The organism is Hymenobacter sp. 5317J-9, assembly GCF_022921075.1.
Taxonomy (GTDB): Bacteria; Bacteroidota; Bacteroidia; order Cytophagales; family Hymenobacteraceae; genus Hymenobacter.
Map to the genome: position 1 here is coordinate 4,616,783 of NZ_CP095050.1, position 26,979 is coordinate 4,643,761.

Genomic DNA, 26,979 nt, shown 5'->3' on the forward strand with positions numbered 1-26,979 from the left:
GACCTTTTTTGCGTTTAGCCACGGCGGGCTAGTTGTTCTGGTAGGGCGTCACGCCCATGTTCTGGAACATGAAGGACCATTTGTCGGTCTGCTCGCCGATGACCTGGGCCGTGGAGCGGCCCGCGCCGTGGCCGGCTTTGGTTTCGATGCGGATGAGCACCGGGGCCGTTCCTTTCTGGGTTTCCTGCAGGCGCGAGGCAAACTTGAAGGAGTGCGCGGGCACCACCCGGTCGTCGTGGTCGGCGGTGGTCACCATGGTGGCGGGGTAGCTGGCGGGCTGCAGGGCGTGGTAGGGCGAGTACTTGTAGAGGTACTCAAACATCTCCTTGGAATCTTTGGCCGTGCCGTAGTCGTAGGCCCAGCCAGCGCCGGCCGTGAACTCGTTGTAGCGCAACATGTCCATCACGCCCACGGCCGGGAAGGCCACTTTGGCCAGGTCGGGGCGCTGGGCCATGGTGGCGCCCACCAGCAGGCCGCCGTTGGAGCCGCCCGAGATGGCCAGGTGGTCGGTGTCGGTGTACTTGTTGGCTTTCAGGTACTCGGCGGCGGCAATGAAGTCGTCGAACACGTTCTGCTTCTGCAGCTTGGTGCCGGCCAGGTGCCACTTCTCGCCGTACTCGCCGCCGCCCCGGATGTTGGGCACAGCGTAGATGCCGCCGTTCTCCAGCAGCACAATGTTGGAGGTGCTGAACGAAGGCGTCACGCTGCTGTTGAAACCGCCATAAGCGTAGAGCAGCGTGGGGTTTTTGCCGTTGAGCACGGTGCCTTTTTTGTAGGTGATAATCATGGGCACGCGGGTGCCGTCCTTGGAATTATAAAACACCTGCTTCGACTCAAACTTGCTGGGGTCGAACTGCACGCCGGCCTTCTTAAACACCGTGGATTTGCCGGTGGCAATGTCGTACTTGAAGATGGTGGGCGGGTAGATGTAGGACGTGAAGGTGTAGTAGGTTTCCTTCTCGTCTTTCTTGCCGCCAAAGCCGCCGGCCGAGCCGACCGAAGGCAGCGCGATGGTGCGCTCCTTCTTGCCCGTCATGTCGTACTGCTCGATGAGCGAGGTGGCATCTTTCAGGTAGTTGGCGAAGAGCTTGCCGCCCACCGAGCTCACGTGCAGCACGTTTTGGGTTTCCGGAATCAGGTTTTTCCAGTTGGCGGGCTTGGGGTTGGCGGCGTCCACGGTCACCACGCGGTTGTTGGGGGCGCCCAGGTCGGTGAAGATGTAGAGCTTGCTGCCCACGTTGTCGATGACGTCGACGTTGTTTCTCTCATTGTCGACCACCTGCACAATGGGGCTATTGGGCTTGGTCAGGTCCTGAATGTAGAGCTCGTTGCCGGTGGTGGTGTTAGCCCCCGAAATCACCAGATAGCGCTGGTCTTCCGTCACGCTGCCGCCGATGTAGCGACGCGGCGTTTTCTCGCCGCCGAAAATCAGCTTGTCGGTGCTCTGGGGGGTGCCCAGCTTGTGGTAGTACAGCTTGTGAATCTGGGTTTTGCCGGCCAGCTGGCTGCCGGCCTTGGGCTTGTCGTAGGAGCTGTAGTAGAAGCCCTCGTTGCCCTTCCAGGCCAGGCCCGAAAACTTCACGTCCTTCAGCGTGTCGCCCACAATGGCCTTGGAGGCCGTGTTCAGCACGATGACTTTGCGCCAGTCGGAACCGCCTTCCGAAATCTGGTAGGCGGCCAGGCTGCCGTCTTTGGTGAAGTTGAGGCCCGCCAGCGACGTGGTGCCGTCTTTCGAGAAGGTGTTGGGGTCGAGAAACACTTCGGGCTTGCCATCGGCGCCCAACTGGCGGTACACCACCGACTGGCTTTGCAGGCCGGTGTTTTTGGTGAAGTAGGTGTATTTGCCCTCCTTGAAGGGCGCGCCGTACTTCTCGTAGTTCCACAGCGTTTCCAGCCGCTTGCGGATGGATTCGCGGAAGGGAATCTGGGCCAGGTAGTTCTGCGTCACCTTGTTTTCTTCCTGCACCCAGCTTTTGGTGTCGGGCGCCTGGTCGTTTTCGAGCCAGCGGAAGGGGTCGGCCACCTTGGTGCCGAAGTAGGTGGTCACGGTGTCCACCTTCTTCGTCTGCGGGTAAGGCAGCGTTTTGATGGGCGCCTGGGCCTGAGCGACGGTGCTCAGCAGCAGGGCGGCCAGCGCAGCGTAGTTGCTTTTCATGGAGGGACGTTAGGTAAATAATGCGGGTAAATTAACACATACCGGACGCCGGCGGGGCGGGCGCATAGTCGGCAGCGGGCGTTACTTTGTTGCTTCATCTGCCTAAATGCTGTCCTATGCGCGTTGGTTTCGTTGTTGCCGGAATGTTGCTGCTGGCCAGCTGCGACCAAAACACCGCCAGCCGGCAGGAAACGGCCACGCGCCCGCCCCGGCACGCCCCGGCCGATGTTCTACCCGACGCCCCGCTGGCTCCCCCCGATACGGCCCTCCCCTACCGCCTGCTGCCCGGCTTCGGCGATTCGGTGCAGGCACCGCCACTGGTGCGCATCGGCGCCGAGGATTTTCGGGTGTTGGCCACGGCCCGCACCGACAGCGCCCGGCCGCTGCGTTACCTGCCCCCGCCCCTGCCCGGCACTGACCCCACCGACTCGACCCAGAACGGCATCGCCAGAGGTTTTGAAGGCGTTTATACGTTTCGCGTGCTGCGGCCCACCGGCCAGCCCCTGTTCGTGCGCCAGCTGAAAAAGTCCGATTTTAAGGCTCTTTTCAGCGATGCCCTGACGGTGGAGAGCGAGGTGACGGCGCCTTCGTTTGCGGGCTACCTGCCCGCGTTCAACGCACTGGCGTTCGAAATCAGCTTCTACCCACCCGAAAGCGACGCCGGCGGGCAAGCCCTGGTGCTGCTCGACGCCGCCACGGGCCGCGTGCGCCACAAAGGCCTGGCCCGCTGGACCGACGGCTGCAACTCGCTCCTGGCACTTTCGGCCAACGGCCGCACCCTGCTCAGCAGCACCGAGCTGCTGCAAGCCAACGGCCACGTCACGTCGCTCGAAAAGCCCGGTCGCACCATTCTGGGCACATTGCTCATCAACGACCAAACGGCGCTGGTGGAATACGGCGCCGGCTACGACCGCCGCGGCCAGGACGTGCCCCTGCGCGGCCCCAACGCCACCCTGCTCGACGCCAGCGGCCGCGTGCTCAAAACCTTCACCCTCGAAAGCATCGAGGCCGGCCTGGGCTCCCAAATACTGGCCCGCTACCTCCCCCAAACGCACGCCTATTATCTATTCGACGAAACTCACCGCCAGCTGGCCGTGGTGCCGCGCGACCAGCCCACGCAACTCCAGCTATTGAAGCTGCGCCAGATGGCCCCCTTCCGGGCCCCACAGCGCCCCACCGAGGTCAAGATTGTTTTTGAGACGGAAACGGGTGCGCACGCGGCTTTCTACCTCGACACGGCGAGCAAGCAGTTCCGGTATACCCTGCGCAAGCCGGTGTATTGAGCGGCATTTTGCTTCGCTACGGTTTGGCGCTTACGCGCCAGATTTTATCGGCTGCGTCATCGGCCACCAGCAGGGAGCCGTCGGACAGGGTGGTCACGCCCACGGGGCGGCCGTAGGCCTCTTTCGAGTCGCCGCCGGCCAGGAAACCGGTCAGAAAATCTTCGGGCGGGCCGCTGGGCTTGCCGTTGGCAAAAGGCACGAATACCACTTTGTAGCCCGAGTACTGCGAGCGGTTCCAGGAGCCGTGCTCGCCGATGAAGGCGCCATTGCGGTACTTGGCCGGGAAGGCGTCCTTGTCATAAAAGGTCAGGCCGAGGGCGGCTACGTGGGCGCCCAGGGGCACATCGGGCACCAGGGATTTTTGCACCAAATCGGGCCGCTCGTTTTTGCGGCGGGGCTCTTCGTTCTGGCCGTAGTAGGCGTAGGGCCAGCCGTAGAACCCGCCTTCCTTCACGCTGGTGAAATAGTCGGGTACCAACTCGTCGCCCAACTCGTCGCGCTCGTTCACCACCGTCCAGAGGGCGCCGGTGCCGGGCTGCCACTGCAGGCCGATGGGGTTGCGCAGGCCGCTGGCATACACCTTCTCGTCGGTGCCGTCGGGATTGATTTGCAGGATGTTGGCCCGGCGCACTTCTTCGGCGGTGCCGTGCTCCTGCACGTTGCTGCTCGAACCCACGGTCACGTAAATCTTGGCGCCGTCGGGGCTGGCCAACAGGTTGCGGGTCCAATGATTGTTGTAACCGCCCTTGGGCAGGCCCAGTATGCGCTGGCCCGAGCCCGTGATTTTGGTGGCGCCCGGCTGGTAGGGGAAGCGCAGCACGCCGTCGGTGTTGGCCACGTAGAAGCTGTTGCCCAGAATGAGCATGCCGAAGGGCTGGCTGAGGTCGGCCAGGAAGGTGGTGCGCAGGTCGGGGCGGCCGTCGTGGTTGGTGTCGCGCAGCAGCGTGATGCGGTTGGCGCTGTGGTCGCGCAGGGAGCGGGATTTGTCCAACTTCAGCTCGGCGGCCACTTTCTTGGTCATCGTGAGCGGAATGGTGCTGGCTTCGGCCACCAGCACGTCGCCGTTGGGGGCCACGTACAGCCAGCGCGGGCTGTCGAGCTGGCCGGCGTACTCGGCCACGGCAAAGCCGGCGGGCGCGGTGGGCGTGCGGCCGGCGGGCCAGGGCACAATTTCCACGCGGTGGCTTACCGATTTGGTGGCGTAGGGCGCGGGCAGGCGCACGGCCTGGGCGGCGGGCGTTTGCACGGTTTGGGCCGGCGTGTTGGCCTGGGCGTCCTGCTTTTCTTCTTTGCTGGGGCCGCCGCAGGCAGCCAGCAGGGCCAGCCCCGCCAGTAGCAGAGGGTGAGTGTTGTGCATCAGGGGAAGGAGTAAGCAGCGGCAACCAGGAAATCCCGGCCGCTCGGCAGTGCTTTTTTACTTCGCCTCCGAAAATTGGTTGCCGCGCCCCCGCGCGGGCTGGCCTACTCCGCCAGCAGCCCGCGGCCCCGCAGCCAGTCGAAGATGAGCTGGTCGACGGCCGACACTTCGGCACGGTGGCGGTAGGTAAGCCAGCGCACTTCTTCGATTTCGGCGGCGGGCTGCAGCGTGCCGGCGTAGCGGGCGTAGTAGCAAGCCATGCGCACCAGCACGTCGGGCGCGTGGCCGTGGGCGGGGGCCTCCCAGGTGCCGGCGTATTCCAGACTGGCGGAGTCCAGGTCGACGGTCAGCTCCTCGCGGATTTCGCGCAGCAGTGTTTGCTGGTCGGTTTCGCCGGCTTCGCGCTTGCCGCCGGGGAAATAGTATCGGTCTTTGCCGCGGCTGCGGGTGCTCAGCACCTGGCCGTCGCGCAGGTGCAACCAGGCTATTTTGTCAATCAGGGGCATAAAAAGGATGGCAGGAATTGCTTGGATTGTTGCCCCACCTCAATGGTCCAGTGCGGGTGCGGGTGCCGCCGGACGGCCGAGCGCACGCCGCAGCCAGTGGTTGAGGGGCTCCTCAATCAGCCAGTACAGCCCAATGGACAAGCCGTAAAGCGCCAGCACCGTCAGCCCGGTGCTGCCCAGCCGCTGCTGTAGCAACTCTTGCAGCACGCCCATGTGAATGAGGTAGAAAGCATAGGAGCTTTTGCCCAGCAGCAGCAGCGGGCGCGAACTCAGCAACCGCCCGAGCCAGGTTTGCTCCTGCACCAGGCCCCACAGCAGCGGCCCCACGCCCAGCAGCGGCAGCAGCGCGTTGTTGATGAACATGCCCGCCGGCCGCAGCACCCCAAACGCGCCGACCTGCGGGCCGTGCAGCAGGCTCAGGGCGCCCAGGCACAGCAGCACGCCCGCGCTGCCCGCATACGTCAGCCAGCCCGGTGCCCAGGCGCTGGCGCCCCGCCGCAGCCCCCACGCCAGCCCCACGCCCACGAAAAACTCCACCGCCCGGCCCGGGTAGGTGAACTGAAACAGGAAATCGAAAGACCCAAACAAGCCGTGCCACGGGTGCAGCCGGCACAGCAGCACCAGGCCCACACCCAGCGCCACCAGCGCCAGCGGCAATGCCCACAGCCAACGGGCGTTGCGCCGAACGAGCCAGAACGCCAGCGGCGCCGACAGGTAGAACATTTCCTCCACCGTGAGCGACCAGCCCTGCCCGATGCCGGTGTACACGTATTGCTCGAACAGCCCCCGCAGGAAGGTGATGTTGAGCAGGTACTCAACCAGAAAAAATGGCTTGCCCTGCCAGCGCAGCACCGCAAACGTGAGCGTGGTGAGCAGGAAATACAGCGGATAGATGCGGGCGAAGCGGTTGGCGAAGTAGCGGCGCAGCTCCACCTGCCGCCCCAGGTAGCGGTAGCCAATGAGGAAACCGCTGAGCACGAAGAAAATCGTGACGCCGATGTGCGTTTCGGCCGCCAGGCTATGCAGGCGCCAGCCAAACCGCTCCGGCGCAAAAGGATTGAAATGATGCAGCAGCACCAGCCCGGCCGCCACAGCGCGCAGGCCGGTCAGGGCTGGAAAGTAGTCGCGCCGGGCCTCAGCGGTGCTGTTTTGGGGCATTTGCATGAGAAGGGAACCTGCACAAAAATAGAACGTCATGCTGAGCGCAGCCGAAGCGTCTCTACCGCACAAGTAACTTATTTACTGCTGCGGTAGAGATGCTTCGGCTGCGCTCAGCATGACGTTCCTTCGTCAACGCAATAATCTAGTTGGCCTGCGGCGCGGGCGCCTTCACGTACTTGTCCAGCCAGGTGTTCATTTCCCAGAGCATGTGGAGCAGGTTTTCGCGAGCGGCGTAGCCGTGGGCCTCGGCGGGCAGCACCACGTAGCGGGCGGTGGCGCCCTGCCCTTTCAGGGCGGCGTAGTACCGCTCGCTCTGGATGGGGAAGGTGCCGGAGTTGTTGTCGGCCTCGCCGTGGATGAGCAGGATGGGCGTCTTGATTTTGTCGGCGTAGTTGAACGGCGACATGGCGTTGTATACCTCCGGCGCCTGCCAGAAGGTGCGCTCCTCGCCCTGGAAGCCGAAGGGCGTGAGCGTGCGGTTGTAGGCGCCGCTGCGCGCAATGCCGGCCTTGAACAGGTTGGAGTGCGAGAGCAGGTTGGCCGTCATGAAAGCGCCGTAGCTGTGGCCCATCACGCCCACCTTGTTGGGGTCGACCACTCCCAGACGGGCGCCCTCGTCGATGGCGGCTTTGGCGCTGCTCACCAGCTGCTCGGTGTAGGTGTCGTTGGGCTCTTTGCTGCCCTCGCCCACTATCGGAATGCTGGCGTTGGCCAGCACGGCGTAGCCCTGCGTCACCCAGTACACGGGCGAGGCCCAGCTTAGCCGCGTGAAGGTGTAGGGCGAGCCGCTCACCTGCCCGGCGTTGTTCTTGTCCTTGAATTCCACGGGGTAGGCTTCCATGAGCGTGGGCAGTGGGCCGTCGGTTTTCTTGTAGTTCTGGGGCAGGTAGAGGTCAGCCGTGAGGTCCACGCCGTCGGCGCGCTTGTAGCGCAGCACCTGCTTCTTAAAGCTGCCGCCGAAGGCCGCGTAGGGGTTCGGGAACTTGGTGATGGCCGTCAGCTTGTCCTTTTTGGTGGCGTCGCGCAGGTAGTAGTTCGGGTTTTGGGTCAAGGACTCGCGGCGGGTGAGCAGCGTGCGCTTCTTGCCGCTGGCGTCGAGAACGGCCACCGGCACCTCGTACACCGGGGCCTCGGAACGCCACCAGCGGATGGTTTTCTTCGAGGCCAAATCCAGCTCGTCCACGAAGGGCCGGTCGCCTTCGGGCGAGGCGCCTTCGCCCAGCAAATAGATGCTCTGGCCGCTGGGGCCGCCCGTGAGCAGCACAAATTTGCCTTGTGCGTTGCGGTGCTCGTAGGGCGTGCCGGGGTTCTTGTACGTGTCCTGCGACGACCCATCGAACAGCACCGTGAGCGGGCCACTGGGGGTGCTAGGGTTCAGCTGCCAGGTGGTTTGGTGGCGGTCGGCCCAGCGGTAGCCGTCGGCCAGGGCCAGGGTAGAGTTGCCCCAGGTGAGGCCGGCAAAGCGCATGGGCAGGGCGGCCAGCTCCTGCGCCGGACCGGTGAAGGGCGCGGCCAGGGTATACACCTTATCACGAATGTCGGCTTTCACTTTGGGGTCGCCGCCGTCCTGGGCCTCGGCGTAGGCAATGGTGGCGGGCACATCGGCGCGCCAGGAGTGGCCGCGCGGGCCGGTGGCCACGGCGTCGAAGTTGGTGGGCACGTTGTCGGCCAGGGGCAGGTCGGCCACGGTTTTTACCACGGCGCCGCTGCCCAGGTCGAGCACGTCGATGCGCTGCGGGAAGCTGCTGATGGGCAGCAGGTAAGAATACGGCCGGTGGCGGGTGCGCACCAGCACGTATTGGCCACTGGGCGAGGGCGAGGCCGTTTGGATGATGCCGGGCTGGCCCAAGGGCTGCGCGGCACCGTCGGCCAGGCTCACCTTCACCAACTGCGACGTGGCGTAGTAGTCGAACAGCCGCTCGTCGGCCGGGTTTTTCAACAAATCCTGGTAGGTGCGGGCGCCCGATTTCTTGCCCCCGCCGCTTTCCTGCACGGCCGGACCGGTGGGCGCGGTATCGGCCGAAGGCGCGGCGCCGCGGCCGGCGGGCACGGTGCGGGCCAGCAGGGTTTTGCTGTCCGACACCCACTCGAAGGAGTTGCCAAAGGCGTCGTTCAGCGGCTGGGCCAGCAGGCGGCGCGCGGTGGCCGAGGCCACATCCAGCACCCACAGCTCCACACGACCGTCGGTGCCGGAGCCGGGCGTGGTGAGGGCAAAGGCCATCGATTTATTGTCGGGCGACCAGCTGGGGCTGCTGATGCGGGCTTGCGCGGGCAGGCCCTTCACGTCGATTTCGGCCCCGTTGGGCAGCTTTTTTAGCTTTATGCCCACCGCGTAGCTCACCCGGCTGGGGCCGTTGGTGCGCGGGTTGAAGCGCAGGCCGGCCAGGCGCAGCTCGGGCTGGGCCAGCTCGGCCACGGTGGGGAAGTCCTGCACCTGCAGCAGGGCCATGGTCTGGCCGTCGGAGGCCAGGCTCAGGCGCGGCGTGGGCGGCGCCAGCAGCAGGTCCTGAATGGCTTTGGGCGGGGTTTTGTATTGAAAATCCTGGGCCTGAGACAAGGCGGCAGCGAGCAGAAAAGTGGCGGAAAGCAGGAGTTTTTTCATACGCAGGAATGAAAAAGGAATAGCGGGCGGCAACGCTGCCGCGCTCGAAAGGTACTCACGGGGCAAGTGCCGGCCGGCATATTTTTCGGGCCTGCCGAGACGGTTTGTCAGTCTAACAACGCGGCTTCGGAACGGGAAGCCCGGCCTTGACTCTGGCGGGCCGGAGCTGCATAAATCGGCTTACAACCGCGAATGGCTGGCCCGCGTGGCGGATGAAGCACGCGCTGCGCCGCAAGTGCGCGGGGCGTACCTGCTTTTCAACAACGGCATGGGGGCCGTGGGCGCTTTTGCTGCCCGGCACCTGCAGGCGCTGCTGGGAGCACCACTGCCGGCGTAAGCTCACCGAAACCGTCCGCCAGAGGCAGAAATCGCATTCTGCTCGGCAAATAAGCTCCATCTTTGTCCGGGGTCGGGCTCCGGCGCCAGAATGATTTCGTTGACCTGCCCCGATGGCCCAGCTCCTGCCCAAGCACCTCTTGCGCCTCCAACGCTGGCTGTTGGGTGTGGGCAAGGCCGGCATCTGGCTGGCCATTTTGCCTTTTTTTGGGTTGTGCTGGTACGCGCATCCCTCCGCCGATGACTTCCTGCAAGCCACCGCTGTGCGGAAATACGGTCACCTGGGCTACCTGCGCTACATGTACGGCTGGTGGTCGGGCCGCTACACGGCCGTCGTGGGCTGGAGTTATTTCAACCCGGTTTCCTACGGCCGGCTGGGCCTCGAATACAAGCTGGTGTGCGGCCTGATGCTGGCGCTGCTGCTGGTGTCGCTGGTGGTCATGCTCCGCGGGCTCCTGCAAGGTGCGGGGTTTGCCGCTCGGCAATGCTGGCAAATGGGAGCGGGCGCTTTTCTGCTGCTCGTGTACTACTTGCCCAGCACCGCCGAAGGATTCTACTGGCTCACCTCCACCTTTAACTACCTGCTGCCCATGCTGCTGCTGTTTTTGGCAGTCGGGGCGCTGGCGGCCATGACGCACGCGACCACCGCGGCCCGCCTGTATTACCACGGACTGGTCGCCGGGCTGCTGTTTCTGACGGTGGGGTGCAACGAGACCGTGGCGGTGCCGGTGCTGTTCACGGTCTGGGCCGTGGCGGGGGTTGTGTCCTGGGAGCAAAAACGATTGGTGGGCTTCCCCGTCGCGCTGGTGGTGAGCGCCGGCTGCGCCCTGGCCTTTCTGGCGCCGGGCAATACCATGCGCCTCCACGGTGCACCGATTGGCCAGCCCGGCCTGGTGGCCAGCGTCCAGGCTACCTTTCTGTTTGCGGGCTATTGTGTGCTGAACTGGTTGGGCAACGGCGTGGTGGTGGTAGTGACGCTGCTCCTCGTGCCGGCCTTTGCTCGCCTGGCCCGGCTTCCCCAGTTGCCCCTCAATCGCCTCACCCGGCACCCGTGGCTGCTCACGCTGCTGGTGCCCGCCTTCCTGGTGGCCGGCCTGTTTCCCAGCTTCTGGGTGCGCACAGCCCCGGCGCCGCTACGGGCGCTGAATGAGCTGTACATGTGCTTCCTATTGTGCTGGATGCTGGCCGTGTATGCCTGGGTGGCCTTCGCCGTTGGCCGCGCAGGCGGCCCGGTTTCGCTCCGATTGCCCGGCTTTGCGCGTTGGGCGCTGCTGGCGTGGCTGCCGTTTACCTTCCTCACCGACTACGACAACCACCTGCGCAGCGGCGGCCACCGGCTGAGCACCAACAACTCCCTGCTTGCCTACCGCGACCTGCTGCACGGCACGGCCGCGCGCTACGACGCGCAGCTCACGGCCCGCTACCAGTATTTGCGCAACAGCCCCACGCTGCATCCGCAAGTGCGGGCCTTGCCGGAGCCGTGCATCACACTGCTCTACGGCGACATCAGCCCCGACTCGGCCAACTGGGGCAACCGTGCTTATGCGGATTTTTTCCGCAAGAAAACCATCGTAACCCGCCCTGTTCTGCTGGCGCGGTAGGCCCGTTGTGCCGCTGCTACAGTGCGGCAGTCCGGCTTTGGATAATGCGCATTGGGCGCTGCATCGTCGGCGAAGCCCGGCAAGAACTGGCGATGACGCAGTGGACTGGTAGCTAGCTGCCGGCTTTGCTCTTTTTCCGTCCTCGACGCCATGCCGATGACGTCGCGGACGCGCACCTCCTCGTCCATCATCTTATCGAAGGCCTTGTTGACGTCCTGCGTGTCAATTCCTTTTCACTTCGGGCAGGAAGTCGTGCTCGGTGCGAAAATCCAGCACCTCCCGCGTCCCGGCAATGCCGCCGATGACGATACTGGCCACCGCGCTGTCGCTCGCTGCATCTTTACGCCATGAAAACGCTGCTGCTGCCCACCAAAACCTACCGTCTCAACGGCCGCCTGTGGTTCGAAACCGAAGACGGGCGCTTCCTTGGCATCGGGCGACTGGAGCTGCTGGAGCACATTGCCGCGCTGGGCTCCATCTCGAAGGCCGCACAGGCCATGGGCATGTCGTACAAGCGCGCCTGGGACCTGGTGAGCTCGATGAATGCACAAGCCAGCACCCCGCTGGTGGCCACCCAAACCGGTGGCACCAAGGGCGGCGGCGCTATTGTCACCGAAGCCGGCCAGGCGGCCATTGCCGAATTCCGGGCGCTGCAGGAGCGTTTTCAGGAATTCATGGCCGCCGAAACAAAGCGCGTGCAGGAGCGTTAGCAGGCCGCGGAGCGTTATATCTTCGCTAACATAACGCCGATTCACCCCTGCTCGCTTGACTCATTCCATTACCCCCGCAGCGCTTCGCCGCTTCCGTTTCCCGCTCGTTTGGCTGGCATTATTGGGCAGTGCGACGGTGGCCCGTGCCCAGACCACCGCCCCCGCTGATACCGCGCGCAAAAAGCTCAATCTGGAGGAGGTGGTGGTGTCGGCCTCGCGGGTCGAGGAAGGCTTTCTGCAGTCGCCGGTGACGGTGGAAAAGCTCAGCGCCCGGGCTTTGCGCCTCACGCCAGCCCCGTCGTTTTTCGACGCCATCGAGCACCTGAAGGGCGTGCAGGTCATCACGCCCAGCCTGGGTTTCAAGGTGATAAACGCCCGGGGCTTCGCTAACACCACCAACGTGCGCTTTGCCCAGCTCGTGGACGGCATCGACAACCAGGCGCCGCACATCGGCGGGCCCATCGGCAACGTGCTGGGGCCCAGCGACCTCGACATTGAACGCGTGGAAGTGGTACCGGGCACGGCCTCGGCCCTCTACGGCCTGAACGCCATCAACGGGCTGGCCAATTTCAGCACCCGCAACCCCTTCCGCTCCGCAGGGCTGAGCGTGCAGCAGAAAACCGGCCTCAACCACCTGGGCGACCCCGCCACCGGCACGCGGGCCTACTCGGAAACCAGCCTGCGCTACGCCCGGGTGCTGCTGGCCGATAAGCTCGCCTTTAAGGTGAACGGCACGCTGCTGCGGGGCTACGATTGGGTGGCCCGGGATGCCACTGACCTCAACCCGGCTGGCAACGCCAACGTGGGCCTGCTGGGCGCCGACAACCCGGCCCGCGACCCGGTGAACAGCTATGGCAACGAGTCGTCGGACCGCAGCAACTTCGCCCTGCTCAGCTCGCCCGACCCGCAAAGCACCAAAACCTACCAGGTGGCGCGCACCGGCTACGACGAGCGGGACCTGGTTGACTATACCCTGCGCACCATCAAGGCCGACGCGGCCCTGCACTACCGGCCAAAGCCCGGTGCCGAGCTGAGCTACACCTACCGCGTGGCCGGCTTCGATAACGTGTACCAGCGCTCGAACCGCTTCCGGCTGCAGGGCTACCTCTTGCAGCAGCACGCCGTGCAGCTCATCACGCCGGTGGTGCAGGCGCGGGCCTACCTCACCCAGGAAAACACCGGCCGCAGCTACAACCTGCGCTCGATGGGCGAGAACCTGGACCGCAACTTCAAGCCCGACGACCAGTGGAAGCGCGACTTCACCGCCGCCTGGAACGCCGCCGTGCGGGCCGGCCAGCCGGTGGCGCAGGCCCAGGCCGCGGCCCGCGCCGCTGCCGACGCCGGCCGCTACCAGCCCGGCACGGCCTTATTTGGGCAGAAATTGAGTGAGTTGCAGGATATCAACAACTGGGACGTGGGCGCGGCCCTGCGCGTGCGCGCCGCCCTGGCTCACGCCGAAGCCCAGGTGAACCTGGCCGAGGCCCTGCGTCGCGGCGGCCACCCCTTCCCCACCCGCCTCGACCTGCTGGCCGGCGCCGACCACCGCACCTACGTGGTGGTGCCCGACGGCAACTACTTCATCAATCCCAACCCCGGCAAAGACCCGCTCGCCGACAACCTCACCTATTCCAAAACCGGCGGCTTCGTGCAGGCCGGCGGCCGCTTGCTGGCCGACAAGCTGCGGCTAACGGCCACCCTGCGCGCCGACAAAAACGACTACTTCGACGTGAAATTCAACCCACGCTTTACGGCCGTTTATTCGCCCACACAGCGGCAGAATTTCCGGCTGAGCTACCAGACGGGTTATCGGTTTCCGAGCTTGTTTGAGGGGTTTTCGAACGTGAACAGCGGGCAGGTGAAACGCATTGGCGGGCTGCGGGTGATGTCGGACGGGGTGTTTGAAAACAGCTACCTGCGCAGCAGCATCGACTTGTTTACCAAAGCCGTGACCGACGCGGCCAACGCAAACGCCTCGACCACGCTCACGCCCGCCCAGAAAACGCAACTAGCCGTGCAGCAAAACCAAAATCTACTGGTAAAAAACCCCTACACCTACCTCCGGCCCGAGCACATTCGCTCGCTGGAGCTGGGCTATAAGGCCGCGCTGGGCCCTAGCGGCCGCCTGCTGGCCGACGTGGACTTTTACTATAATGCTTATCGCGACTTCATTGCCCAGGTAGAAGCCTACGTGCCCCAAACCAGCAGCAGCGCACCCCTCGTGAGCGCCGACCTCGGCACCGTGGCCACGGCCCTGAATACCCGCGCCGGGCAGGCTCGCTACCGCCTCTGGACCAATTCCCAGAGCCAGGTGTACAACTACGGCGGCTCGCTGGGCCTGTGCTACGAGTTGCCCGGCGGCTACCTGGCCGGCGCCAACACCACCTACACCCGCCTCGACCGCAGCGACACCAGCGACGGCCTCGAAGACGGTTTCAACACGCCGCGCTGGGCCTACAACCTGAGCCTGGCCAACGAAAACGCCTACCGCAACGTCGGCTTCGGCCTGAACTACCGCTGGCAACAAGGCTACTACTCGCAAACCTTTTTGGTGAACGGCGAAGTGGCCGCCTACCACACCCTCGACGCCCAGCTCAGCTACGCCGTGCCAGCGCCGAACTTGCGCGTCAAGCTCGGCGCCAGCAACGTGCTCAACCAGTACTACGTGTCGTATTTGGGTGGGCCCAGCGTGGGCGGGCTATACTATCTGTCGGTGACCTACGCGCTGCTGTAATCAGCCCGGTCCCCGGCCGAGGCTAGCCCCGGCTGGCGGTGGCAGTGGGAATGACGACGATGTAGTCGTAGCCCAGAATAATGTTTTCCAGCAACTGGTCGGCCACCTCCAGCTTGTCGCGCAGCAGGGCCCGGCGGGCCGGGCGCAGGTCGAACACCTGCCAGCCCGGGCCGGTAGCTAGGTCAGCAAACGGCTTCATGAAAGGCTCTTTGGTGAGGTCGAACGGCACCACGTTCTTGGTGGGGTCGTCGGGGTTGAAGCTGCCCACCTGGGTGCCCTGCTTGCCCATCACCAGCAGGTGCAGCGACTTGGCGTCCTGCGCATCGGCCAGGTTCAGCGCTAGGTTGCCCACGTCGGTGATGCCGGCCCAGGGGCTCAGGGCCCGCGCCATGTGGCTGGCCCCGAACTTGAAGAGCAGCTTGGGCAGCGGCTGGCCCGGCTGCGGCGCCAGCGGCCGCAGGGCCTCCAGCAGGTTGCGCTTCATGAGGTTGATGCGGGCCTGATGATTGCCAAAGCCCTTCACCTGATTGCGGTAGATGCGGGAGCTGAGCAGGTAGTCCTGCACCATGCGGCGCACCTCCGGGCTTTCGGCGCGGGTGAGGGTTTCGAGGCTATCGAGGGCCGATTGCCGTTGGCCCAGTATGCTGTAGGCCTGGCCGCCGCTGCGAAACTGGGCGTTGTCGTGCTGCTGATACGCCGCGCCCTCCCGCTGCAGGTACGCTCGGGCCGGCTTGCTTTTCACCAGCCCGGCCAGCTGCTCATAAAAGCGGCCCAGGGTGAAAATCCCCACCTGCTCGATGCCAATAAACTGGGCCTTTTGCGTTCGCAGCTGCTGCGCCAGCTCGTATTCCTCGCGCCAGCTAAAGAACGACAGCGCCCCGGGGCTGGCCTTCAGGTAGGCCGTGGGGAAGCCCGGCGCGGCCGTGAGGCGGGTGAGCGCACGGGCCTGATAGCGGTCGATTTCGGTGACGAAGGCCGTCGGTTGCAATACCCGCGCCACCGCTTGGGTGATTTGCGGAATCTGGGCCATGCCGTGGTCTTCGCCCACCAGCACCATCTGGCTTTCGGCAATGCTGGCGCGCAGCTTATCCCAGCCCGTGCCGGCCAGCTGCGCGCCCGTGGCGGTGAGGGGGTAGGCGTTGGTGCGCAGCAGGCGGGTGAGGGTAGTGTCCTGCGCACGGGCCGGCGCCAGCAGGCCGCAGAGGCCCAGCGCGAGAAAGAGTGTTTTCATCATGGCAAAGTAGATGAGGGAAAAACCTCGTCCGTTGCCCTTGTACCGCTCCTGTCATCGAAACCGCTCAGCACTAAGCACAAAAAAAGGCCCGCTCAATTACGAGCGGGCCTTTTCTTTGGTCAGCCTTGCGCCTTACTTGCGCTTGGCCGGCGCCTTTTTGGCGGGCGCCTTCTTCACGGGTGCCTTCCCGGCCGAGGGCCGGCCGGTGGGCGTTTTCTGCAGCTCCGAAATAGTGGGCGCGGGGCCGTACTTGGTTTCGGCCGGGTTGGGGTCGCCGGGCAGGAAGGGGTCGAAGTCCACGCGACGGTTCAGGGCCTGGCCGGCCTTGGTGGCGTTGGTGGCAATGGGCTTGGTTTCGCCGTAGCCGCGCGACTCAATACGCTCGGGCGCCAGGCCCTGGCTCAGCATGTAGGTGCGGGCAGCGGCGGCCCGGTCGTACGACAGTCGCAGGTTGTAGTCGTCGGCACCCACGTTGTCGGTGTGGCCGGCAATGCTCAGGCTGTAGTCGGGGTACTCGTTCATGATGCGCACCAACTCCTGCAGCTTCGGATACGAACTCGGCAGCAAGCGCGCCTTGTTGAACTCGAAATTGATGTAGCGGGTGGCTTCGTTCAGCACCTTGCGGGCTTCGGCCTTAATCTCGGGGCAGCCTTTGTTCGAGGCCGGGCCGGGGCGGTTGGGGCAACGGTCCTGGTAGTCGGGCACGCCGTCGCCGTCGCGGTCAAGCGGGCAGCCGTTGGCGTCTACCTGCACACCGGCGGGGGTGCCGGGGCACTTGTCGTTCTGGTCAATCACGCCGTCGTTGTCGGCGTCGGGGCAGCCTTTCAGCTCCGCCTTGCCGGGGGTGTCGGGGCAGGCGTCGTCGGCGTCGGTCACGCCGTCACCGTCGCGGTCGGGGCAGCCCTGCAGGGCGGCCAGGCCTTTCACGTCGGGGCACTTGTCTTGGTAGTCGGGCACGCCGTCGCCATCCTTATCCAGCGGGCAGCCGTTGGGGTCCACGGCCACACCGGCGGGCGTGCCGGGGCACTTATCTTTCTTGTCCGATACGCCGTCGCCGTCGGCATCCTTGGCCTGGCCCAGGGCTACGGTGATGCCCGCCTGGTGCAGCAGGAACCGGTCGTAGAGCTTGTCGTCGGGGCTGCCGTAGAGGTTATCCACGCGCTCGGTGAAGGGGTAATGCTGGCTCGTGGTCAGGTCCAGCGACACCACGTCGCTGAGCCGCACCCGAATGCCGGCCAGACCAAACACCTCGGGGCGCCGAATCTGGTTGAAGAAGTCCTGCCCGTTGGCGCGGCCCTTGCTGTTCGACAAGAAGAAGCCACCGCCGCCCATCAGGTAGGGCTGAATGCGGGCCTCTTCTTTAAGGATTTTGCCGTTGTTCATCTTGAGCTTGAAGCCCAAATCCACCATACCAATGCGAGCCTCGAAGTTGTCGCCGGCGCGTACTTCGCTGCTGAATTTGTAGGTTTCGTAGTAGCCCAGCACAGCCACATCCCACGAGGGCGAGAGGTAGCGGGTAATCGCGCCGCCACCGCCTACTTCGAGGTCGGGTTCGGAACGGTCCCAGAAGTCGGTGCCCATGTTGCCGCGGTATTGCAATAGCCCCACGTTGGCGCTGATGGCCGTTTTTCTGTCTGGCGTCTGGGCCTGGGCATGAGGAGCCGCCATGCCGAGCAAGGCGCCACCCACTGCCAACCCACGCAAGAGGTTAGTTGTTGAGAACATAATTTTTAGGTGTGGGAATAGATGAGTAAATCCACATCGAGCCTTTCGGCCTGTGTGGACGCTCTGCTATACCCTTCCTTCCTAAAAAAGTTGTTTCTTCAATTTTCCAACCTTTCCCTGTTCCAACGCAGGGCATTGGCACTCAAAGTCATCGGCACCTACACTGCCTGACTAATCGCGGCACTGGCCACCGCCGTGAGCTACTTCACCCGCGAAAATTTCGCTTCCCGCTGGCCGCCGGTTATCAGCAGCTGGTCGGTTTCGGGCAGGTACTTCACGGGCACTTTTTTCACCCCGTTGTCAATCATAATGCTCTCGACGTTGGGGTCGTAGGTACCCACCAAGTCGTTGATGCCTTCGTGAATGTAGAAAGTGTCGCCGGTGCGCTTGATGCGGGTGTGGGTCTGGGCGTTGGTGTCCGCGCTTTTCCACTCACCCACAAAATTATCGCGCATGTCCACCTCTTTCTCAGGCGTTTTTGGCCCGCAGGCGCCCAACAGCCCAATCAGCAAAACCGCCAACAGCCGACCAACCAACGTTTTCATGGCACAGAAATGTTGAAGAGTACGCAGGCCTAGAAGCGGCCGAAGTTCAGGCCCAGAATCAGCACAATGCCGATAACCATGAGGATGAGGTAGGTTTCTACGGCGCCGGTTTGCACGTAGCGCAGCAGGGCTCCGCCCCCATTCACGGCGCGGCCAAAGAAGCCCACCACGGGGTCGATGATGCCGTTTTCCACGAACTTATAGAGGCCCGTCGACAGCCACATCACCGGCCGCGTAAACAGGGCGTTGTACAGCTCGTCGATGTAGTATTTGTGGTAGACGAGGCTTTCCGGCGCCGAACGGTGAGACTCGTCCTCAGCGGGGCGCGTGCCTCGGGCCACGTACATTACATAGGCCAGGACGATGCCCAGCACACCAGCCGCTACCGACAACCCAATGAGCATCAGCTCGGTGTTGTGGTCAGGCTCAGCCGTGAAGGCTTCCGGCATGAGGCGCTGCGAGTAGGTGAAAATGGGCGCCAGGTACTCGGCCAGGTAGTGGTGGCCGCCCGTGAACATGGGTGCGCCCATAAAGCCGCCCACGGCCGCCAGCACCGCCAGAATGATGAGCGGGAACGTCATCGAAGCCGGCGACTCGTGCAGGTGATGCTTCTGTTCCTCGGTGCCGCGGAACTCGCCGAAGAAGGCCAAGAACAGCAGACGGAACATGTAGAACGCCGTCAGGAAAGCCGTGAGCAAGCCCATGGCCCACAGCACTTTGTTGTGTTCGAAAGCGTGCGCCAGGATTTCATCTTTGGAGAAGAAGCCCGAGAACGGCGGAATGCCCGAAATGGCCAGGCAGCCGATGAGGAACGTAAGGAAGGTGATGGGCAGCGCCTTGCGCAGGCCGCCCATGCGGCGCAGGTCCTGCTCGTTGCTCATGGCATGAATCACGGAGCCCGCGCCAAGGAACATCAGGGCCTTGAAGAAGGCGTGGGTGAGGACGTGAAACAGGGCCGTGGAATAGCCCATCACGCCAAGGGCCAGGAACATATAGCCCAGCTGCGAAACGGTGGAGTAGGCCAATACCTTCTTGATGTCGTTCTGGGCCAAGCCGATGGTGGCGGCAAACAGGGCCGTGGCCGCGCCCACAATGGCCACCACCTGCAGCGTGTCGGGCGAGAGCGTAAACAGCACGTTGGCGCGCAGCACCATGTAAATACCAGCCGTCACCATGGTGGCGGCGTGGATGAGGGCCGAAACCGGCGTGGGGCCGGCCATGGCGTCGGGCAGCCAGGTGTAGAGCGGCAGCTGGGCCGACTTGCCCATGGCGCCCACAAACAGCAGCAGCGTGATGGCCGTGCACACGCCCACACCATAGGTGCCGAACTGGCCCAACGAGGCCTTCTGGAAGACCTCGGCATACTGCACCGAATTGAAGGTGAGGTAAATCAGGAAGATGCCGAGCAGGAAACCCAGGTCACCGATGCGGTTGATGATGAAGGCTTTCTTGGCGGCGTTGTTGTAGCTGGTGTTCTTGTTCCAGAAACCGATGAGCAGGTAGGAGCACAAGCCCACGCCTTCCCAGCCGATGAAGAGGATGACAAAGTTGGCACCCATCACCAGCAGCAACATGCTGAATATGAACAGGTTCAGGAAGCTGAAGAACTTGCCCACGTTCTCGTCGTGGTGCATGTAGCCGATGCTGTAGACGTGAATGAGGAAGCCTACGCCCGTCACCAGCAGCAGCATAATCAGGCTGAGCTGGTCAATCTGGTACTGGAAGGGAATCTGCAGCGAGCCCACCGAAATCCAGTCGAACAGCTGGACGGTGTAAGCCACGTGCGTACCAGTGCCAGGAATGGCCCAGTTGCTGGCCGGGTGTACAAACTCCCAAAACAGCATCACCGAAATCAGGAACGAGCCCAGCACGGAAGCGCTGCCTATGAGCCCGGCCACGGTGCCGGACAGCTTCCGGTTCAGCAAGCCATTAATGAGGAATCCCACGAAGGGCAGCAGCGGAATGAGAACGTAGAGAAACGTAGAATACGGGGCGCTGGCGCCGGGGAGAACGGTTTCTTGCATCGGTAAATGGGTAACTGAGTAATTGAGTAAATTTCCAAGCAGCATCAATAATGAGCAGTAGCCTGCGGCCACCTTACTCATTTGCTCACTTACTCATTTACCATTTTAACCTACTCAGCAGGTTGACGTCGGTGGTCTGGAAGTTACGGTAAATCATGACGATGATGCCCAGGCCCACCGAGACTTCGGCGGCGGCCACAGCCATGATGAAGAACACGAAAATCTGTCCGTTGGGGTCGGCGCGGTAGGCAGAGAAAGCCGCCAGCAGGATGTTCACGGCGTTGAGCATCAGCTCGACGCACATGAAGATGATGATGGCGTTGCGCCGCACCAGCACCCCCGTGACGCCGATGGCAAACAAGGCCGAGGCGAAAAACACGTAGTACTGCAGCGGAACGGTCCGAATGACTTCGGGGATGGTCTGGGAAACGGTTGGGTCCATACTCTCAAGTAGCGGCGAAAAGGCGGTGCAGCCGGCCGGCCGGCAAAGGTACCCTGAAAAACGAAAAATCAGGGGGTGATTTTGCGGGCGGATTTCACTTGAGCCCACGTCTGTCATCCTGAGCGCAGCGAAGGACCTTCTCACCGAAGAACAACTACTGTATGTCGACCAGCCGTGATAAGGTCCTTCGCTGCGCTCAGGATGACAGACGGGACCGAGTGACAAAAAAACTTAAAGTAATTTCGGAGGGCCGGCGTCTGCTTGTTCAGAATGAAAACCATGGCACTTTCGCTCCCCTCCTCCCTTGCTCCGATGACGGCTGCTCAGCAAGACCGCCAGATTGCTGACGCCGTGCGCCAGCAGCGCCCGCGGCTCCTGCAGTTCATCCGCCGCCGCATCCCCGACGAAGCCGAGGCCGAAGACCTCCTGCAGGACGTCTTCGCCGAGCTCGTGGAAAGCTACCGGCTGCTGAAGCCCGTGGAGCAGGCGGCGGCTTGGCTCTTCCGGGTAGCCCGCAACCGCATCACCGACCTGTACCGCCGCAAGCGGCCGGTGAGCCTCGAAGAGGCCTTCGGCGCGGCCGAGGCCAACGAGGACGGCGAAGGCCTGCTGCTGGCCGACCTGCTGCCGGCCGCCGACGACTCGCCCGAAAACCGCCTGCTGCGCGAAACGCTCATGGACGCCCTCAGCGACGCCCTGGCCGAATTGCCGGCCGCCCAGCGCGAGGTGTTTGTGTGGCACGAGCTGGAAGACAAAACCTTCCGTGAAATGGAAGAGGAAACCGGCGTGCCGCTCAAAACCCTGATTTCGCGCAAGCACTACGCCGTGCTGCACCTGCGCAAGCGGCTGCAGACGTTGTACACCGAATTGTTCACCGATTAATTGGCTGATTTGGCGATGTGCCGATGTGCTTCCTCACCTCCATCATTGCCCTTTGCTTTACCGATAACAGCACGTCAGCACATCTTATAATTAACCCATCACTTCCCATGGACCGTAAATTCTGGCTGCTCCGCGGCCTTCGTTTCTTTTTCTTCGCGGCGCTGTTTGTGGTTGCCGTCACGCTGGCCACGCAAGCCCTCTGGAACTGGCTGATGCCGTCGCTGTTCCACCTGCCGGTCATCTCCCTGGCCCAGACTCTGGGGCTGTTGGTGCTGAGTCGTATTCTGTTCGGGTTCCGGGGCGGACGACCCGGCGGCTGGGCCGCCAAGCGCCGCGCCTGGAAGCAGCGCATGGCCGGCCGCATGGAACACCTCAGTCCCGATGCCCGCGAAAAATTTCGTCAGGAGATGCGCGCCCGCTGCGCCATGGGCTGGATGGGCCGCCCCGAAACCGCTACCGCCGACACGACGGCACGGCAGCCTGCCTAACGGCAATACTTGCTCATTTTGTGCCCCAATAGCATTTAGCGCAGCCCCCACCAGGAGGCTGCGTTTTTTTTGGCGCTTACCACCTGCCTCATTATTACTGCGCATTGGCACACCTGTGAGCCAATGCACTATTTAAAATCCAATATTTGACTTTACCGGAGAAATATTTGAGGATTATGGTGAAAATCATTTGCAAGATTGGCTGAATTAGTAGTACATTTGTATTACACAATTAATACTTGTATTAATGCAACGCAACTTCTATTCTCGCCTCGCTTCTGCTGCCTTTTTGTTAATTAGCCTGATGCAGGCCACCCCGGGTAATGCGCAACTGGCCTACACGCTCGTAGACAAGCCTGTGGAGGTGGCCACCGACCCTGTGGATGAAAAACCCGCGGCAAAGCCCACCTACAAACTCATTCACGGTGTTATTCAGGGAGAGCAGGGCGTGCTGCCGGGCGCCACGGTGTGGCTGCAGGGCAGCAAAACCATCGCCGTTACCAATGCCGAAGGGGAGTTTGAGTTGCGCGTGCCCAGCGATGCTAAAGTGGTGAAGCTGGCCTGCGGCTACGGCGGCTTGCAGGAGGAAGTGGTGACGCTGGCTCCGGTGCAAGCGATGGGTTCGCTATACCTGATGCATGTGAAGGCCCCGGTCAAGCACTAAACCTACTGGCTCACGGGCTGCGCCTACCACGCACTTTTCGTTTTCACCTTCCTTCTGCATCTACTATCTCAAAATGGGAACCCCATCCAAACAGGATGGGGTTTTTCATTGTTTGGCCTGGCTTTTTTGCTGGCACATTTCATCTATTCGGGGAATTACGACGCTCACCGTGGATTTCCCACCGTTGGACGAAGCTCCGGCTTACCCGTCTTGGTGCAAGTCTACATTTGTATCGTTCAACACCGGCAACCACCCGCTGCCCTCTTTTTAAACTCCCATGCGCACCTTTATTCTCCTGCTCGCCTCTTTTCTGAACCTTGCCCTTGGCTTTGTTTGTGCCCCGGCGCAGGCCCAGGCTTATGCCAGCAATGCGGAACTGGCGACGGCCAACACCGACAACAACGACCCCACCACCGGCGCGGCCACCACGGAGAAGATGGTGCTGGTCGGCAAAATCACGAACCCGGCCGGCCCGTTGCCCGGCGCCGTAGTCATCCTGACCGCCACCAAACAGATGGCCGTCACCAACGCCGACGGCGAATTTGAGTTCACGGTGCCCGCCAACGCGGGCGCGCTACAGGCCGTGGTGACCTACGCCGGCTACGCCGACGAAAAAATGACCCTCAACGCCTCGGCTGAAGAATCGACAGTAAACCTGGCCAATGCCAAGGTAATTGTGGTGTCGCGCAAGCAGCAGCTCAAAAAATACCTCAAAACCGCCCGCAAGCAAATTAACCGCGACCTGAGGCAGGTGCGCGCAAAGTAGTTCGGCAGCGCTTTCACGGAAAGCAAAAAGCCCCGGCCTGATGCGGCCGGGGCTTTTTTGTCGTTTCAAACGGGACTATGTCTACAGCCCCACGTCCTTGGTGTTGTCCTGCACCACGCGGTCGACAAACTCGTGGTAAGGGTCGACGGCCACTTTGGCGGGCTCCCGTGCCACCACAAACTCCAGCTTGTTGGTGCCAGCGTGGAAGCGGCGCTTGGTGAGCAGCAATGGCGGTACGGGCTGTTTATTGTTGCCCTGAGCCGGGAAAATGGCCACCGGCAGGTAGTCGTTTTCGGGGCCGGGGCGCTCGGCACCGAGGCTGTCGGCCACCAGCTTCTTGCTTTCCACGGTCATGCTCACCCGAAATTTGCCGTCGGCCAGCTTCTTCACGGAAGCATCGGTGAGGCGGTTTTCGTAGAGCGTGATGCGGTCGAATAGGTCCGTGACCATGTTCTGGAGCGAGTCGGGGGCCACTTTGCGGAACTCGGCCACCAGCGCAGGGGCGGTGGTGTAGGGCGCCGTTTCGTACTTGTGCTGGTCGAGGAAGCGACGCAGGGCCGTGTTCACGTTGGCTTCGCCGAGGTAGTCCTGCAGCGCATACATCACCACCGAACCCTTGCGGTAGTGGATGTAGCCCTGGTTTTCGACCTTGGCCAGCGGCACTTCCTTCTTGCGCTCGAAAGCGCGGCCGTTGAGGTAGCTGTTCAGCTCGTAGCTCAGGAACTTGCCCATGGTGTAGGGGCCGTAGTGGTGCTTCATCACCATCAGGGCCGAGTACTGGGCCATGGTTTCGATGAGCATGGTTTCGCCCTGCACGTTGCCGCCCACCACCTGGTGGCCCCACCACTGGTGCGCAATCTCGTGGGCCGTCACGTAGAACGGGTAGTCCACGTCCTCGGGGTCGTTGGGGTCGACTTTGGCAATGAAGCCGATGCCTTCCGAAAACGGAATGGTGCCCGCAAAGCTCTGGGCAAACTGCTGGTACTTCGGAAATTCCAGAATGCGCACCTGCGTGTGCTGGTAGGGCCCGAAGTTCTTGGAGTAGTAGGCAAACGACTCCTTCACGGCTTGGGCCATGCGCTTGAGGTTGTACTCGTGGCCGGGCTGGTAATAGATTTCGATGGGCACCACGCGCTGGCCGGCCGAGTCCGTCCACTGGTCCTTGTACACCTTGTACCTGGCTGAGAGGAAGGTATAGAAGTTGAGCATCGGCTGCTCCATCTTGTAATGGAAGTAGCGGCGGTTGCCCTGCGTCCAGTCTTTGAGCAGGCGGCCGGGCGCCACGGCCAGTTGGTCGGCGCTGGTGCTGAGCACGGTTTCGAAGCGAATCCAGTCGGCGTCCGACGAGAGGCCGTTGCTTTGGCGGGCCTTCAGGTCGGTAGCGGGAGCCTGACGGTCTTTGGGCTTGAGGACGTGGCGCTTGCGCACATCGTCTTCGCCCAATTCGCCCTCTTCCTGGTAGCCGATGCCGGGCAGGTAGCGCTGGCTATTCATGAAAATGCCGTTCTGCACGATGTCGGTATTGGAACCCGAGTTGGGAAATCCTTTCTCGCCAAAATCGAGCACGGTCGTCATTTCCACCGAGTCGCCGGGCTCCAGAGGCTGGGCCAGGCGGTAGAAGCGCAAGCCCACCACGGTGTCGTTGAGGGCCAAAGTGGCGGGGCGGCCCAGCGCCAGCTGGCGCACCCGTGCCTGTTGCGGCACGTTGATGATGACCGTATCTAGGGCCCGGGCGTGGCGGTTTTTCAGCCAGAAGCTGCCTTCTATGTGCACCGTGCGGGTGGCCGGGTAGAGGTCGGTTTTGAGGTTCACGGCCACCAGGCGGGGCTGGGCCAGGTCCTTGTAGCGGCGGTAAGTTTTTTCGTAGCCAGCCTGCAGCTTCTCGGCCTCTTTGGGCGTGCGGTAGGTGTTTTCGATGTTGGTGTTGTAGAAGATGAAGCTGCCGGCGCTCAGCATCACAAGCAGGCCCAGGGCCAGGGCCGTCCAGGCGGGGCGGCCCCAGCGGCGGCTGGCCTCGGCACGGCGGCGCACGGCGGCGACTTCGGTGCCACGCACCCAGAAAACGTTGGCCAGCAGAGCCAGCAGCAGCGCGCCCGCCGCCCAATACACTTTAAACCAAGTGAAACCGCTCACGAAATGGCCGTAGCCGTTCATGTCGGAGTAGGGCGTGTAGGGGTTGCCCGCGTAGTCGAGCAGCTTGTGGTTGATGCCCAACTGGCCCTGGAAAATGCTAAACAGGTAGTACAACACCATCACGAAGTGGCCCAGGTACTTGTTGTTGACCAGCACCTGCACCAGCATGGCCAGCACGCACAGCAGCAGGTAGTCGACCAGCCGGAAGCCGAACAGCGTCTGGATGTACAGGCCGGGCTCGTAGTTGAAATAGCCCTTCACCGTTTGGAGCAGCATGCCGCAGGCCATCACCACGGCCAGCAGCACCACCTGCACCAGCCCCAGCGCCGTGAGCTTGCTCAAAAACGGCACCCAGTTGGGCACGGGCAGGGCGTCGGTAATCTGGGCCACGCCGGCGTCGCGCTCGCGCCACACCAGCTCGCCCGAGTAGTAGGTGATGATGATGAGGATGAACAGCGCAAACGTGCCGCTGAGCAGCTCCACCATCTCGTTGGTGACGGGGTAAGTACTGGTATCGAATATCTTACCTACCTGCCAGCCGCTCACAAACAGGAAGATGACGCCCGCCGTCACGATGGCCACGAAGTACACGCTGCGCACAATGCCCCTAAACTCCAGCTTGGTAAGGCTCCAATACTGGCGCAGGTTCATGCTGCTGCTGAACAGCTGCGTGACGCGCGGCAGCACCAGCCGCCCGCCCATGGGCGCGGCCAGGCCGTCGGCAAGGGCCCCTGCCAGCCGGGCCTTTTTAGAAGGCGCTTTGTCGGAGGCGAAGGCCGAAAAGTGGAAGCGGGCGTAGCAAAACGCCAGCAGCCCCGCCCCCACCGTCAGCCAGATGGCCCGGTTCAGCAGCAGGTAGTGGCTGAAGGGCGTGAGCTGGGTATTCTTCTCGGCGGCCGTCCAGTAGCGAGTGGTGTAGTAAGAGGCACTCGACCCAAAAGCATCGAGCATGGCGGCGAGGTTGATGTTGTCCAAATCACGGATAAACGACTGCGCAATGAGGTAGGCAACCAGCAGCAGCACCGAGCCGATGTAGGTGCTCAGAATGTTGCGCGTGAGCGTGGCCAGGGTGAAAAAGATGGCGCCCGTGAGCAGCATGTTGGGCAGCACAAACACCACGTAGGGCCACACATAGTAGCTCAGGTGGCTGGGGCCGAACTTGTCGGCCTCGACGCCCGGCAGCACGCTGCCCAGCCACGAGCCAATGCCAATGCCGCTGAACACCAGCGCACACACCACAAACGAGCCCCAGAAGCGCCCGCCCAGGTACCCAACCTTGCTGATGGGCTTGGTGAAAAACAGGGAAAATGTGCGATGCTCAAAATCCCGGTACACCGGGTTGCCCATGATGGCCGAGGTGATGAGCAGCCCGAAATAGCTGAGCGACGCAACGGCCCCGGCCACCGAATACGGCGAGTTGACCTTGACCTGGCCGCCGTCGCCGCCAATGCTCACGTTGGCGCCCGAACCAAAAATGCCGCCGGCGGCCGAAGTCAGTAGCGCGCCCATGACGAGCAGCAGGCCAAAATATATCCACGTGGCCGGCCGGCGCAGGCGGTATTTGATTTCAAACAGAAAGATGGGGAGGAACATGATTGCAGAAGCGGGAAGGCGGACGGATGAAAAAAGCAGGA

19 protein-coding genes are annotated in these 26,979 nt (G+C 62.9%); 8 read left to right on the forward strand and 11 right to left on the reverse strand.

Annotation, left to right across the window (positions count from 1 at the left end; genetic code table 11):
- Window positions 1–28: 28 nt before the first annotated feature.
- A complete protein-coding gene (locus MUN81_RS19375; RefSeq protein WP_245113524.1) occupies window positions 29–2,155 on the reverse strand; it encodes a prolyl oligopeptidase family serine peptidase in 2,127 nt (708 codons plus the stop codon).
- A gap of 143 nt (window positions 2,156–2,298) precedes the next feature.
- Here MUN81_RS19375 and MUN81_RS19380 point away from each other — a divergent pair, with 143 nt between their 5' ends.
- Complete coding sequence (locus tag MUN81_RS19380; RefSeq protein WP_245113526.1) at window positions 2,299–3,438, forward strand: hypothetical protein; 1,140 nt, start codon at window positions 2,299–2,301, stop codon at window positions 3,436–3,438.
- A 16-nt stretch (window positions 3,439–3,454) separates the two neighbouring features.
- Here the strand turns inward: MUN81_RS19380 and MUN81_RS19385 are convergent, their stop codons facing one another.
- From MUN81_RS19385 to MUN81_RS19400, 4 genes are all read right to left on the reverse strand, one after another.
- On the reverse strand, window positions 3,455–4,795 hold the full coding sequence (locus MUN81_RS19385) for a sorbosone dehydrogenase family protein (RefSeq protein ID WP_245113528.1): 1,341 nt from the start codon (window positions 4,793–4,795) through the stop codon (window positions 3,455–3,457).
- Window positions 4,796–4,899: 104 nt separating this feature from the next.
- Window positions 4,900–5,301, reverse strand: a complete 402-nt coding sequence (locus MUN81_RS19390; protein WP_245113530.1) for an NUDIX domain-containing protein — start codon at window positions 5,299–5,301, stop codon at window positions 4,900–4,902.
- 39 nt (window positions 5,302–5,340) lie between these two features.
- On the reverse strand, window positions 5,341–6,465 hold the full coding sequence (locus tag MUN81_RS19395; protein ID WP_245113531.1) for an acyltransferase: 1,125 nt from the start codon (window positions 6,463–6,465) through the stop codon (window positions 5,341–5,343).
- A gap of 139 nt (window positions 6,466–6,604) precedes the next feature.
- On the reverse strand, window positions 6,605–9,064 hold the full coding sequence (locus tag MUN81_RS19400) for a prolyl oligopeptidase family serine peptidase (RefSeq protein ID WP_245113533.1): 2,460 nt from the start codon (window positions 9,062–9,064) through the stop codon (window positions 6,605–6,607).
- A gap of 449 nt (window positions 9,065–9,513) precedes the next feature.
- Between MUN81_RS19400 and MUN81_RS19405 the strand changes: the two genes are divergently transcribed.
- The 3 genes from MUN81_RS19405 to MUN81_RS19415 all read left to right on the forward strand — a co-directional run bounded on the left by MUN81_RS19405 (window position 9,514) and on the right by MUN81_RS19415 (window position 14,442).
- Complete coding sequence (locus tag MUN81_RS19405) at window positions 9,514–11,001, forward strand: hypothetical protein (protein ID WP_245113535.1); 1,488 nt, start codon at window positions 9,514–9,516, stop codon at window positions 10,999–11,001.
- A 347-nt stretch (window positions 11,002–11,348) separates the two neighbouring features.
- Window positions 11,349–11,711, forward strand: coding sequence for a LysR family transcriptional regulator (locus MUN81_RS19410; RefSeq protein ID WP_245113536.1), 363 nt, complete (start codon window positions 11,349–11,351; stop codon window positions 11,709–11,711).
- Between the two features lie 55 nt (window positions 11,712–11,766).
- Window positions 11,767–14,442, forward strand: coding sequence for a TonB-dependent receptor (locus MUN81_RS19415; protein WP_245113538.1), 2,676 nt, complete (start codon window positions 11,767–11,769; stop codon window positions 14,440–14,442).
- Window positions 14,443–14,464: 22 nt separating this feature from the next.
- Here MUN81_RS19415 and MUN81_RS19420 read toward each other — a convergent pair whose 3' ends face one another.
- The 5 genes from MUN81_RS19420 to nuoK form a co-directional block, all read right to left on the reverse strand.
- Window positions 14,465–15,676 (reverse strand): hypothetical protein, encoded by a 1,212-nt coding sequence (locus tag MUN81_RS19420; protein ID WP_245113540.1) that lies wholly within the window; start codon window positions 15,674–15,676, stop codon window positions 14,465–14,467.
- Between the two features lie 132 nt (window positions 15,677–15,808).
- A complete protein-coding gene (locus MUN81_RS22770) occupies window positions 15,809–17,401 on the reverse strand; it encodes an OmpA family protein (RefSeq protein WP_280638230.1) in 1,593 nt (530 codons plus the stop codon).
- Between the two features lie 200 nt (window positions 17,402–17,601).
- Window positions 17,602–17,946 (reverse strand): hypothetical protein, encoded by a 345-nt coding sequence (locus MUN81_RS19430; RefSeq protein WP_245113542.1) that lies wholly within the window; start codon window positions 17,944–17,946, stop codon window positions 17,602–17,604.
- A gap of 29 nt (window positions 17,947–17,975) precedes the next feature.
- The gene (nuoL, locus tag MUN81_RS19435; RefSeq protein ID WP_245113544.1) at window positions 17,976–19,970 is read right to left on the reverse strand and encodes an NADH-quinone oxidoreductase subunit L; all 1,995 of its coding nucleotides are present in this window, start codon (window positions 19,968–19,970) and stop codon (window positions 17,976–17,978) included.
- Between the two features lie 97 nt (window positions 19,971–20,067).
- On the reverse strand, window positions 20,068–20,412 hold the full coding sequence (nuoK, locus tag MUN81_RS19440; RefSeq protein ID WP_245113545.1) for an NADH-quinone oxidoreductase subunit NuoK: 345 nt from the start codon (window positions 20,410–20,412) through the stop codon (window positions 20,068–20,070).
- 312 nt (window positions 20,413–20,724) lie between these two features.
- On the opposite strand from nuoK, the gene MUN81_RS19445 reads away from it, so the two are divergent.
- The 4 genes from MUN81_RS19445 to MUN81_RS19460 all read left to right on the forward strand — a co-directional run bounded on the left by MUN81_RS19445 (window position 20,725) and on the right by MUN81_RS19460 (window position 23,212).
- Complete coding sequence (locus MUN81_RS19445) at window positions 20,725–21,294, forward strand: sigma-70 family RNA polymerase sigma factor (RefSeq protein ID WP_223827501.1); 570 nt, start codon at window positions 20,725–20,727, stop codon at window positions 21,292–21,294.
- Between the two features lie 107 nt (window positions 21,295–21,401).
- Window positions 21,402–21,782: a hypothetical protein gene (locus MUN81_RS19450; RefSeq protein ID WP_245113547.1), complete on the forward strand. Its 381-nt coding sequence runs from the start codon at window positions 21,402–21,404 to the stop codon at window positions 21,780–21,782.
- Between the two features lie 247 nt (window positions 21,783–22,029).
- Window positions 22,030–22,446, forward strand: coding sequence for a carboxypeptidase-like regulatory domain-containing protein (locus MUN81_RS19455; RefSeq protein ID WP_245113548.1), 417 nt, complete (start codon window positions 22,030–22,032; stop codon window positions 22,444–22,446).
- A gap of 277 nt (window positions 22,447–22,723) precedes the next feature.
- On the forward strand, window positions 22,724–23,212 hold the full coding sequence (locus MUN81_RS19460) for a carboxypeptidase-like regulatory domain-containing protein (protein WP_245113549.1): 489 nt from the start codon (window positions 22,724–22,726) through the stop codon (window positions 23,210–23,212).
- An 81-nt stretch (window positions 23,213–23,293) separates the two neighbouring features.
- Here the strand turns inward: MUN81_RS19460 and MUN81_RS19465 are convergent, their stop codons facing one another.
- Window positions 23,294–26,938: a M1 family aminopeptidase gene (locus MUN81_RS19465; RefSeq protein WP_245113551.1), complete on the reverse strand. Its 3,645-nt coding sequence runs from the start codon at window positions 26,936–26,938 to the stop codon at window positions 23,294–23,296.
- Between the last annotated feature and the right edge of the window lie 41 nt (window positions 26,939–26,979).